The organism is Undibacterium sp., assembly GCF_030683615.1.
Taxonomy (GTDB): Bacteria; Pseudomonadota; Gammaproteobacteria; order Burkholderiales; family Burkholderiaceae_D; genus Undibacterium; species Undibacterium umbellatum.
This window is the reverse complement of record NZ_JAUXQE010000010.1, coordinates 205106-217791: the sequence shown is the minus strand read 5'-3', so window position 1 is coordinate 217791 and position 12686 is coordinate 205106. Positions and strand designations below refer to the sequence as shown.

General features: G+C 51.1%; 8 protein-coding genes. 6 read left to right on the top strand and 2 right to left on the bottom strand.

What is annotated here, in order from left to right; all coding sequences use genetic code 11:
* The first annotated feature begins 84 nt into the window (after positions 1–84).
* The 5 genes from Q8K39_RS06620 to Q8K39_RS06595 all read left to right on the top strand — a co-directional run bounded on the left by Q8K39_RS06620 (position 85) and on the right by Q8K39_RS06595 (position 9711).
* Positions 85–2196 carry an EAL domain-containing protein gene (locus Q8K39_RS06620; RefSeq protein ID WP_305258855.1) on the top strand — a complete coding sequence of 704 codons (2112 nt, stop codon included), beginning with the start codon at positions 85–87 and terminating at the stop codon, positions 2194–2196.
* Positions 2169–5543: a PAS domain S-box protein gene (locus Q8K39_RS24940; protein WP_370868569.1), complete on the top strand. Its 3375-nt coding sequence runs from the start codon at positions 2169–2171 to the stop codon at positions 5541–5543. The genes Q8K39_RS06620 and Q8K39_RS24940 overlap by 28 nt, the downstream gene beginning before the upstream one ends.
* Before the next feature lie 27 nt (positions 5544–5570).
* Positions 5571–5978 carry a MerR family transcriptional regulator gene (locus Q8K39_RS06605; protein ID WP_186954824.1) on the top strand — a complete coding sequence of 136 codons (408 nt, stop codon included), beginning with the start codon at positions 5571–5573 and terminating at the stop codon, positions 5976–5978.
* Positions 5979–6047: 69 nt separating this feature from the next.
* Positions 6048–6629, top strand: coding sequence for an NAD(P)H-dependent oxidoreductase (locus tag Q8K39_RS06600; protein WP_186954825.1), 582 nt, complete (start codon positions 6048–6050; stop codon positions 6627–6629).
* 169 nt (positions 6630–6798) lie between these two features.
* Positions 6799–9711: an HD domain-containing phosphohydrolase gene (locus Q8K39_RS06595; RefSeq protein ID WP_305258852.1), complete on the top strand. Its 2913-nt coding sequence runs from the start codon at positions 6799–6801 to the stop codon at positions 9709–9711.
* A gap of 30 nt (positions 9712–9741) precedes the next feature.
* Here the strand turns inward: Q8K39_RS06595 and Q8K39_RS06590 are convergent, their stop codons facing one another.
* Both Q8K39_RS06590 and ada read right to left on the bottom strand, forming a co-directional pair.
* Positions 9742–10455, bottom strand: a complete 714-nt coding sequence (locus Q8K39_RS06590; RefSeq protein ID WP_305258850.1) for a 2OG-Fe(II) oxygenase — start codon at positions 10453–10455, stop codon at positions 9742–9744.
* The gene (ada, locus tag Q8K39_RS06585; protein ID WP_305258848.1) at positions 10452–11543 is read right to left on the bottom strand and encodes a bifunctional DNA-binding transcriptional regulator/O6-methylguanine-DNA methyltransferase Ada; all 1092 of its coding nucleotides are present in this window, start codon (positions 11541–11543) and stop codon (positions 10452–10454) included. The genes Q8K39_RS06590 and ada overlap by 4 nt, the downstream gene beginning before the upstream one ends.
* Before the next feature lie 270 nt (positions 11544–11813).
* Between ada and Q8K39_RS06580 the strand changes: the two genes are divergently transcribed.
* Positions 11814–12479 carry a flavin reductase family protein gene (locus Q8K39_RS06580; protein ID WP_305258846.1) on the top strand — a complete coding sequence of 222 codons (666 nt, stop codon included), beginning with the start codon at positions 11814–11816 and terminating at the stop codon, positions 12477–12479.
* Positions 12480–12686 lie beyond the last annotated feature (207 nt).

Here is a 12686-nt window from a genome sequence, read left to right as displayed (position 1 = left end):
GTACAGTTTATTGACCTGCCAGTACATAGACTTTTTAGTCATGACTGAACCTCAGATACTTTTGCAGACTTTTCTCACCCGAATATGCCCGACAGTCTCGATCGCCTGACCCATTTCCTGCGCTTACGCCGCATCGGTGTGCGGCTGGCGCTCAGCTATGGCTTGCTGCTGGTCTTGTTTAGCATCGTGTTGCTGTTGCCAATTTCACAAATTCGCAAAATGACTGCATTGAGTGAGAAATTTGCTCGCAAAGAAGTGCAAAGCCTTCTTTATGTACAAGAACTCAGCGTATCCACAGAAAACGTCGGGAGAGCATTGCTGCAATTCCTGACTGTTCCATACGAGCAACGGGTACCTGAATACACCATCGTCGATGAAAAAAACCGCCAGATTGATCGGCTTATCACGGCCCTGGAGGCCTCACTCAGTGATGATGAGCAACTAAAGAGCCTGAAAATCCTCAAGGAAAAACGCAGTATCTACAATAAATACTATCTGGATACCGTCAACCAACTCGAAGAAGAAGGCCAGGACGCTGCCAAAGCCAGTTTCATCAAACAGGTAAAACCAGCATTGGATGCTTTACTGGACCAGTCCAAGACTTTCCTCAAACGTGAGCAAGAGTTGATCGTGGCCCACCAGGCAGAAGCACAGCGCGAACTGGAACAAACCGGCATGCTGGTAGCCGTATTATCCGTATTGGGTGTAATCATGGCTGCCATACTGGCCTGGTTGACTACCCGTAGCGTGGTAAAACCACTGGCACGCCTGGAAGCGAGTGCCCTGCAAATTGCCAGGGGCGATTATCAAACCCGCTTCAGCCCTTCAAAAACCGAAGAAGTGGCAAGAGTAGGTGAAGCCCTCAACACCATGGCAGAGGCCATAGGTATACGCGAGCAAACTGTGGAGAGACTGGCCTATTATGACAGCCTGACTGGTTTGCCCAATCGCACACTGTTGCTGAAAACGCATGAAGGCCAGGGCTTGCCACATCAGGGCTTTATCCTGATGGACCTGGCGCGCCTGAAAGTCATCAATGAAACCCTGGGTTTTGATACGGGTGACTCGGTGATATCGGACATAGCCCTGCGTCTCAGGAAAGTCATCGATAACCACACCAGTCATGCAGCAAAACCCTGGCTGGCCAGGTTGGCAGGTGGCGCATTTGCTGTGCTTTGTGAAAACAGCTCCAAAGTCAGCATCGAAGAATTGCACCACCGCATTGACGCTGCAATGGCAGCCCCTGTCAAGTGTGGCAGTCACTCTGTCGATGTCAGCATGGTATATGGATTTGCCATCACGGCAGCGACGCCCCTGCCTTTGATGACTCTGATCAGAAATGCTGAAGTTGCCTTGTACGCCGCCAAACGTAGCACGAATGCGTCTGCCTGGTATACCGATGCGCAAGAAGCTTCACGCCTGACCCATCTCAGTCTGCTGTCTGACTTGCGCTCTGCCGTCAGGAAATCAGAATTGCAAATGTGGCTGCAACCCAAGCTCTCTCTGGAGACCGGCAAAGCCTATGGTTTTGAAGCACTGGTGCGCTGGCAGCATCCTGTGCGTGGTTTCATTTCGCCGGCAGAGTTTGTCCCTTTTGCCGAACGTACCGGCTATATCGGCATGTTGACCATGTGGATGCTGGAACAAGCGATCGTCACACTCAAAAACTGGCAAAACAAGTATCCGGACCAGACTATTGCCGTCAATGTCAGCACTCATGATTTGCGCGATGCCAGTTTTCCAGACCAAATTACTGCGCTGCTGCGTCAATATGAGCTGTCCCCCAACATGCTCAAACTGGAGATTACCGAAAGCGGCATCATGGAAGACCCTGGCACCACCATAGAACTGCTGAACCGCCTGCGTGCCATCGGTCTGGATCTATCGATTGATGATTTTGGCACTGGTTATTCCTCCCTCTCTTACCTGCAACGACTACCCGTCAGTGAGCTCAAGATAGACCGCAGCTTTGTTACCGACATCGACAAACTGCCAGCCACCCAGGGACTCGTCAAAGCCATCATAGAAATGGGCCATGGGCTGGGCTTGAGCGTGATTGCTGAAGGTATAGAAACTGCAGCCGAACGGGAGAGTCTGCGCCTGCTAGGTTGTGATTCCATGCAAGGCTATTTTGCCAGCAAGCCCTTGTATGGTGATGGATTGCAAAAATGGCTGTCCAGCCTGCCGACAGACTAGTGCCTATGCAAGCACCTGCGTTTCCTGATGATGAAGCTTTGCGCCTGCAAACCCTGCAGGCCTGCGCCATCCTTGATACACCTGCAGAAGAACGATTTGACCGTCTGACGCGGTTGGCACGCCATCTGTTTCAATCAGAGATTGCACTGATCTCCCTGATTGATGCAGACCGTCAATGGTTTAAGTCCAGACAAGGGCTGGATGCAAGCGAAACGCCCAGGGATATTTCATTCTGCGGTCATGCCATACTCAGCCCAGATGTCTTGTACGTCGCAGACGCCAGTCAAGACCCGCGTTTTGCCGACAACCCTCTGGTCTATGATGCACCTCATATACGCTTTTATGCTGGTGCCCCATTACATGCGCGCAATGGACAGCGCCTTGGCACGCTGTGCATCATAGATAGTGTAGCCAGGACCCTTAGCGAACAGGATTTGCAGGCCCTGCGCGATCTTGCCGATTGCGTAGAACGTGAATTTTTCCGCGAAGAGCAACAAAGGCAACATCACGCCTTGCTGGCCTTGACGGCCATCACTTCCCTGTCCTACCAGGACCCGGACGCCGCCTTGCAACAAACCCTGACCATGGCCTGCGACTACCTGGGCACGACTTGTGCGCAAATCAGCCGCGTGCAACAAAATGGCAAGGAAACCTTACAGTATCAGTCTGGCAGCATGACACGCCCTGCTGCGCCTGTGTCCGATGAGGGTAAGCACTTTCGCTTGCCAGTGGCCGCAAACCAGGGGCTCATCCATGTCGCTGATGTAGCAGAGAGTGAATACCGTCATTCTGTCAGCGAAGTACAAAGTTTCATAGGCTTGCGCCTGCATATCAGTACCATCGGGGATGCGGCCCTGAGTATCTGGCATACCAAACCCAGACTATTTCCTTTTTCCGAGGTAGAAATAGAATTTGTACGTCTGCTGGCAGACTGGATCAGTGGCGTCATGAAAAGACAGGAACTGGACCGGCAGTTGCAAACACAGCGCGCCCTCAGTGATGCCATTGCCATGGCCCAAACTTTGTTCATACGCGAAACCGATCAGGAAAAAGGCTTTGTTTCCCTGCTGGCCGCAATCTTGAAATTGACGACTAGTGATTATGGATTTATATGTGAAGTCAAAAACAAGACTACCAGCAATCCCGCCCTGAAAAGCATGATGCTGGCCTGGCATGCAGAAAACAACGACATCCTCAACCTCAGTCTTGAAGCACTGGCCCGCGATGCCGCCTGTCTGCAATTAAAATCCAGATATGGCAGCGCACTCAAGGCGGCACTGCCGGTGATAGACAATGCCCCCTCGGCAGATGCACTGGATCAGGTTTTTCCTGCCAATTTTGTCGCATTGCAAAGCTTTCTTTGCATACCCGTGCAATACGATCACGAGCTGATCGCCCTGGTCGGCATCGCCAACAAACCAGATGGCTATGATCACCAGGTAACGGATTTCTTAAAACCCTTGTTCAGCACTCTCGGTCAGTTGATCAGTGCTACCCGTGTGCAAAAGCAAAGACGGGAAACCGAGCGGCAATTAGCCAATGTCATCAAGGGCACCAATATTGGCACCTGGGAATGCAATATCCTCACTGGTGAAACCATCTACAACGAACGCTGGGCAGAGATGTTGGGCTATACCCTGGCAGAACTGGAACCGACCACGGTAGATACATGGCTCCAACTCTGCCATCCAGACGACCTGAAAATCACCAGCAGCATGATAGACCAGCATTTCAGGGGAGAAATCGAATACTTCGATCTGAAAAGCCGCATGCGCCACAAGGATGGCCGCTGGATATGGATACATGATCGCGGCTGTGTCGTCAGTTGGGGGCCAAACGGTGAACCTCTCATCATGTCAGGCAGCCATGCCGATATCACCAAACAAAAAGAAGCGGAGGCAGAACTCGAACATGCGTATGAATTGCTGGAAAAATCCAACGCGGCGGCCCGCATAGGCACCTGGGATTTTGAAGTCAAGTCACGCAAACTGCACTGGAGTAAAGTGACCAGGCAAATTCACGAAGTGGATGATGACTATGCCTGCACTGTCGATAGCGCGCTTGCCTTTTACAAAGGAGCAGAAAGCCAGCAAAAAATTCGTGAGCTGTTCACCATGGCTGTGCGTGAAGGTGCTTCCTTTGATACCGAATTCTGCATTCTCAGCGCAGGTGGCAATGAACGCTGGGTGCATGTTATTGGTTTCCCGCAATTCGAGGAAAATGTCTGTGTCCGTGTCTATGGCACTTTCCAGGACATCAGCGAGAGAAGAGCTGCACAAGAGAATTTGCGTGACCAGGCACTCCATACCAGTGCCATACTGGACAATGTACTCGATGGCATTCTCACATTTGATGAGCATTATCAGATCCTCAGTGCGAATAATGCCGCTGTCCATATTTTTGATTATGGTACCGATGAATTAATTGGCGAGAATATACGCCTGCTGATCCCCTCGCCTGTCGAAACTGACCAGGACGATGCAGGGCAACAGGACGTATCCGGAATACAAAGCCTCATAGGCAGCAGCCTTGAAGTCGAAGCACGCCGCAAGGATGGCAGCAAGTTTCCGCTGGATTTGTCCGTCTCTACCCTAAGTCGTCAAGGCCAGCCCTTGTTCATTGCGCTCATGCGTGACATCACTGAGCGCAAGCGCACAGAAAGAATAAAGAATGAATTCATTTCCACTGTCAGCCATGAATTGCGTACACCCCTGACATCCATTTCTGGGGCACTGGGCTTGATATCCGGTGGTGTATTTGGCAGTTACTCAGATCGTATGAAGCAGATGATTGATGTCGCCAACAAAAATTGCCAGCGCCTGACTTTCCTCATCAATGATTTGCTGGACATGGAAAAACTCACAGCCGGGAAAATGGTGTTTCGCCCTGAGACCAGCCAACTCAGTGAACTGCTCTGTCAGGCGATTGAAGCCAACCAGACCTTTGGCACTGCGCGCGGCGTTTCTCTACAATTATCCAAACCTGTTCCCGCATTGAGCATCACAGTAGACTCGCAGCGCTTCATGCAAATTTTGTCGAACTTGCTGTCAAATGCGATCAAGTACTCACCTGAAAATGATGTGGTCCAAATAGAAGCAGAACAAAAGGGACAAAAAGTACGCATCAGTGTCATCGACCATGGCGTCGGCATCCCGCATGAATTCCGCGACAGAATATTTCAGAAATTTGCCCAGGCAGATTCTTCCGATACCCGCCAGAATGGCGGCACCGGGCTGGGCCTGGCTATCACGCGCGAACTGGTGGAAAGAATGGGCGGCGAGATTGGTTTTGAATCATTACCAGGAAAGGCCACCAGGTTTCATATAGACTTGCCAATCAGCTTTTGAATTACATAGTATGAAACAGGAGTATCAATGTACATAGGAGAACTGGCGCGCAAGGCAAATGCCACAGCAAAAGCCATACGCCTGTATGAAAGCCTGGGCTTGCTGGGCCAGATTCAACGCCTGGGAAAGTACCGGGTTTATACAGATAACAATGTCTTGCAAGTACAATTGATACGGCAAGCCCAAAGCCTGGGTTTTCGCCTTTCAGAACTGGAACCCTTGCTTCGCACAGATCAGGGTGAACCAGACTGGGCCATGATAGCTCGACACCTGGACAAGAAACGCGCTACCGTGAAAGCGGAAATTAAAAAGCTTCATGCGCTTGACGATAGCCTGCTACAAATGCAGACAGAAATCCACGATTGCCTGCAAGCGCAACTTGTCGCGCAACAAGCCGACTGTCCCAATTTTCCTGTTAATCAGCCTCCTGATTGATATGGCTTGACTCTACCCATAGGGACAAGGTGCACACTTATCCCCTCGATCAAACAATGTGGGTACAGTATGCAAAAAAAACGTGTTCTAGTCATTGCCAGTCATCCCAGCGGCAATAGCTTTGGTTCTGACCTCGCCGATATCTACGTGCAGGCAGCCCGCACTGAGGGGCATGATGTACAAATACTACGGCTGGATCGGCTCGTGTTTGATCCCATTTTGCATCAGGGCTATAAAGTCATACAGACTCTGGAAACCGATCTGCAAATGGCGCAAGAGTCCTTGCTATGGGCTGAACACCTGTGCTTTGTCTTCCCCATCTGGTGGGGTGGCGTGCCTGCACTACTGAAAGGATTTCTGGACCGAGTCTTGCTACCCGGCTTTGCCTTTAAATACCATCCTGGCAAGAGCTTTCCCGAAGGATTGTTGAAAGGCCGCTCGGCCCACTTGCTGATTACCATGGATACCCCACCCTGGTTTTTCAGACTGTACTACCGCGCCCCAGGCATACATCAATTGAAGCGTACCGTCCTTGAATTTTGTGGCGTCAAACCAGTTGGCATCCTGAGCCTGGGGCCAGTCCTCAATTCACAGCCGGCACAAAGGCAGAAGTGGATAGAGAAGACCACGGCCCTGGCAAAGCGCCTTTAATATTCCATGAGCGGCCCAGTGACACTTGGTCTCGCCCGCAAGTGTCACAAAACGCACACCTGGCGTTTTCAATTGCGCATTTACAAAGAAAGCTCTACCATGGCGTTGCATTAATGGCATTGCAAAAACACTCTCATCTTGCAGCAGATAAACTCGGGGCGGGTAATTCATGCGCAATAAGAAAAATGTTCACTTTCATATTTACATCTCGTATTTTTTCACCGGCCTGATACTCATCTTCGCGATTGCCATGGGCACCGTATTGTTTACGCGCATGAGTACAATCATTCTCTCTCAGGCCGACAGCAGCTACGCACTCATCGGGAATGAAGTTGCCAGTAATGTCAAAGATATTTACGAGCCAGTCAGGAACCAAACCGAAATCCTGGCGCAATCCCAACCTGTTTCAGGTAAAAATCTGAATGAGCGCCTGAACCATGTCAATTATCTGGCCAAGGCCATCGTCAGTGTCAAATCTGCTACCTCCGCCTATGTCGGTTTTTCCAACGGAGAATTTTTTCTTTTGCGGCAATACGCCAAGTCGAATGGCAGCAAAGGTATTTTCAAAGCGCCCTCAAATACTGCATGGATAGTACAAAGCACCAGTGTGGATTCGGACAAGCTACAAGAACATGTCGTCTATCTGGATGACAAACTCAATGAAATCGAGCGCCAGTCTATTCCAGCACGCAACTATGATCCTCGCTCACGTGGCTGGTATGAAACTGCCATGAAGAATCCTGCACAGGCAAATGTATCAGAGCCATATTATTTTTTCACTACCGGGCAAATAGGCGTCACCTATGCGCAAAAGATCGTTGATGCCGATGCAGTTGTGGGCATAGACATCGAGTTACCAACGATACATGAAACTATCAGAAACAGTAGTGTCACCCCTTCGACCAGGATGGCCCTGATAGACCGCAAGGGCCAATTACTGGCCTGGCAAAATGGCAAACAATCTGCCTACAAACCGCAAATCATTACCCGTCTGGACGGCGTGCAGAGCTTGCCCACTCTGGCAGAGCAGGACGCACCTGTACTTAATAAAATCCACGAAATGGCAAGCGCGAATACACAGAGTAGCCAGGCACTGGAAATGATAGGCAAAACCTGGGCCACTTATCAGGCCAATATACAAATCCCTGGAGGACAGGACTTGCGCATCCTGATTGCCAGCCCTCATGATGAACTGCTGGCTGGCATCATCAAGATGCGCAGGCAAAGCATTGCCCTGTTTGTTTTACTGCTGGCGATAGGCCTGGGTCTGACAACTTATTTCTCACGTCTGGCATCCAAGCCTCTCAAACAATTAAATGACGAGGCCAGCAAGATTGCCCGTTTCGATTTCAAGAGCCCCATCAAGATCGAGTCACGCATCAAGGAAATTGCCGACCTCAGCAATTCCATGCGCGGCATGAAAGCGACTATTCGTTCCTTCCTCGACATTGCCAGCAGCCTTGCATCAGAAACCAATTATGACAAACTGCTCGCTCGGGTTCTCAAAGAAATGTCGGAAATCACCGAGGCCAAGTCAGGCATACTTTATCTTTATCAGCCTCAAGAGCAGGCCATGCAAGTAGTGCAAGCCTATGTCGATCATCAAGTGCTGGAAACCAGTGCTCACGGCATCAGCATGACAGAAGAAAACCACCCGGTCATCAAGGCCTGCAAATCGCGTAGCAGCATTTGCCATTTGCAGGCAGACGAACTGGCAAGTCACTTCAGTGCCCTGCCCGCCACTGACCACGCCACTACCCTGATCGCTATCCCTTTGAAGGATAGAAACAGTACCCTGGTCGGTGCCATCGCACTGGTCATCGATGATGCAGACATAGACCCCGGCAGGCAAGCCATGGCCGAGGCCGTGTCTGGTGCTGCCGCAGTCGCCATCGAAAACCAGCGCTTGATACAAGAACAAAAAGCCTTGCTGGAAGCCTTCATACAACTCATCGCCAGCGCCATCGATGCCAAGAGTCCGTACACCGGCGGCCACTGCCAGCGAGTGCCAGTACTAACCAAGTTATTGGCCCAGGCCGCCTGCAAGGAAACAGAGGGCCCGTTTGCCGGCTTCCAGCTGAGCGAAGCAGAATGGGAAGAATTGCACATCGCCGCCTGGCTGCATGACTGCGGCAAAGTCACTACGCCAGAATACATTGTCGACAAAGCCACAAAACTCGAAACCCTGTATGACCGCATCCATGAAATACGCATGCGCTTTGAAGTCTTGAAACGCGATGCGCAGATTGACTATTGGCAAGCCATTGCCAATGGTGGCAATGCGATGGAACTGAAAACCCAGCTCGACGCCAATCTGGCAAAGCTAGACAGCGATTTCGCCTTCCTTGCCGAATGCAATGAAGGCGGTGAATTTATGGCCCCCGACAAAGTCGCCCGCATACAAGACATCGCCGGACGCCACTGGCTCAGGACACTGTCTGACCGCATCGGCATTTCACATGATGAAAAAGAACGCAAGAACCGCACAACAGAACCGCGCTTGCCAGTGCAGGAACAACTGCTGAGCGACAAGCCAGAACACATCTTCACTCGCTCAGCCCGCGACACCATCACACCTGACAACCCCTGGGGCTTCAAAGTCAAAGTGCCAGAGCACCTGTACAACCGTGGTGAAGTGTATAACCTGACCGTCGCACGAGGCACCCTGTCAGAGGAAGAACGCTATAAGATCAATGAACACATGATACAAACCATCATGATGCTGGAAAAACTGCCCTTCCCGCGCCACCTTGCCAGAGTACCGGAAATCGCCGGTGGTCATCATGAAAAAATGGATGGCACCGGCTACCCCAAACGCCTGGCCGCCACCGACATGAGCATCCCCGCCCGCATGATGGCGATAGCCGACATCTTCGAAGCCTTGACCGCAGCCGACCGCCCCTACAAAAAAGGCAAAACCTTGTCAGAAGCCATCAAGATCATGGGCTTCATGAAAAAAGACCAGCATATAGATGCAGAGTTGTTTTCCCTGTTTTTAAAGTCTGGCACTTATCTGGAATATGCCAAGATGTTCATGAATACAGATCAGATTGATGAATTTGATATTCATGCTTATGTTTGATAACCCATGCTGCACGTCAGAAGCATCAACTCATGCAGCATCATGAAAGATGATGCCTGCAGTAAAACGCTGACCTTGCCTGATGCGGCTGACGCCGTGGCGCAAATTGACACGGTAAAACCCCCTGCTACCTTTCGCTGGCCGCATACTGACGGCAAAGATGACACCCTCTCCTTTGTCCAGATGGACAACCTCAGCCTTGCTTTGCATGCGTGGCCGCTGTTCCACCAGGACAAATTCTCCACCGCCAAAGTCCTGCCCTGGTGCGGACAGCAAGACCGCCGCCTGCAAAGGGAAAACATGCTCACCGTATAAATCCTGATGCAGGCAATTATAGTCGTCAGCCTGGTATTTCAGGATCAATGGTGTCGGTCTGGTCTGCCCAGCATCATGGCAGCGTCGCAGCATGTCATCGAGTTGCTGGGGAAATTCTTGTGACAAGCCCATGAGTTTATTCCAGCGGTTGGCCAGCCCGGCAAGATGGGGGTAAAAATACTCGCGCATTTCCTGTATCACAGGAGGTAAAGGATACTTGAAGTACTGATACTCGCCCTGGCCAAAGCCATGCCTGGCCATGATGATTTTACTGCGATACAAATCCTGTGCTGCATATAGTGCCTGCAGATTGTCGCATTCATCCGTCGTCAGCAAACTGCCCGTCGTGGCAAAACCCCGCGCGTCCAGTTCAGCCAATATCCTGTCCCACTCCAGCGAGGCAATACGTTTGGACAAATCACCCGTCATGTTTCAGATTCCCGCTTCAGTAAGGCTTTCTTGCGTTCCGTCCCCCAGCGATAGCCAGTTACATCACCATCAGAACGTATGACTCTGTGACAGGGTATCGCCACAGCCAACTGGTTGGATGCACAGGCATTGGCCACCGCCCTTACAGAACTGGGCGAGCCTATACGCTTGGCAATTTCTGCATAACTGGCGGTCTGCCCCGGAGGGATATCCTGCAAGGCTTTCCATACTCTTTGCTGGAAAGCCGTACCCTGCACATCCAGCGGCAAATCCAGTAATCCTCGTGGTTGCTGTATATATGCCAGGATGCTGGTGACCCATTCTTTGAAATGCGTTTCTGCCGCTCGGATGCTGGCTTTGGGGAAACGCTGCTGCAATACCTGCTCCAGCACACTGGCTGAATCACCAAATTCTATTGTGCAAATGCCCTTTTCTGTCGAGGCTATCAACAACAAACCCAATGCGCTTTCACAAACCATATACTGCATCTGCAAATCCTCAGCACCCGCCCGGTAAGCCTTGGGCGACATACCCAGCATTGCCCCGGCCATTTCATAAAAGCGACTGGCAGAATTGTAGCCTGCATCATAAATTGCCCCGGAGATTGAAGCGGACTGATTCAGCAAAGACCTGACTTTTTCTTTTTGCAGGGCAGACTGATATTGTTTGGGAGTGACTCCAGTAAGCTCTTTGAAAATGCGGTGAAAATGATGAGGACTCATTGCCATCTTGCTTGCAAGGGTTTCAAGCTTCAGAGGTGCTTCGCTGTTTTTGATCAACTGACAGGCAGTTTCTATCATGCTGTTTCTGCTGTGCTCCTGGCTCACGCCATCTGGGTGACAACGCTTGCATGCGCGATAGCCCGCTTGCTGAGCCAGCACTGTTGTTTCATAAAATTCCACATTCTGCCGCTTGGCCGTTTTGGCCGGGCAAGAAGGCCGGCAATATATGCCAGTAGTTTTCACTGCAAAAACGAACTCGCCATCCAGGTCGCGGTTCTTTATACAAACTGCGTCCCAACGCGCATCATCAAGATCAACTGGCATGGCTGGCCCCTGTGTTTCCCTGACATTTGCATATGTAAGCATGCTGATTCTCCGCCTTGAGCAATGATCTCAATATAGAGAATTGCCACATGGCCCGCATCCCGTTTCTTGCTTTCAAATTTTATCTCCATTGTAAACGATGCCATCAAGACAAACCGCAAGCAAATTTGAAAGCAAGAAACAGGGTTTCAAGCGAGGCACAGCGCAATACATTGGCGCTGTTGTCAATCCCAACCGCTTAACATTTGCTACCCGGCCAACTGAAGGACAACACATCTTGATCCAACATTTCTTCCATTTTGAAAGCCATATATGCATAAGACCATAGAACCAGCCATACACTATTGGGGCACGCCCGTCGTCTTGATCAGCACCCTGAATGAAGATGGCAGCAGCAATCTAGCGCCCATGTCCTCAGCCTGGTGGATAGGCTGGAGCTGCATGCTGGGCCTGGATGCCAGCTCACAAACCAGTATCAACCTCATGCGCGAACGCGAATGCGTACTCAACCTGGCCTCTGCCGACCTCGTGCCTGCCGTCAATCGCCTGGCCTTATTAACAGGTGCAGCCGATGTTCCCAAACACAAGCGATTTCTGGGATACCAGCATGAGGCCAATAAATTTGCCGTCGCCGGCTTGACACCGGAAGCATCGCTGGACGTCAAACCACCCCGCGCCAAAGAATGCCTTGTGCAACTGGAAGCCAGAGTAGAAGACATCAAGCCTTTCGGCAGCAAAGACCCGCGCATGGCCATACCCACCATTGCCGTCGAATTGCGCATCGTCAAAACACATGTCGATGAACGCATATTGCAAGCACCAGATTCTCATCGCATCGACACCGAAGCCTGGTCACCACTCCTGATGACCTTCAGAAAGCTATATGGCAATCCCCAGCACCTGGCAGAGTCACGCCTGGCAAACGGGCCAGAAGAATTCTACGCTCCCTGGAAATTTGCCGACCCCAAGATTGCCTGATGCACCTGAGCCGCCCAATCACCATGCAGCGTGCCCAAGTTTGCCCCGTTCTGCTGGCACGCCTGGGCACATCAATTCAATCTCCTGCGATGGAAAAGACCTGCCGTGCGCAGCCTGATTGATATGCTGGATGAGAGGCTTAAGGGCGCGAAGTCACCTGCCTCGAAAAAGCCAAGCTGATATTCTGACATTTTCATGATCAGCAAG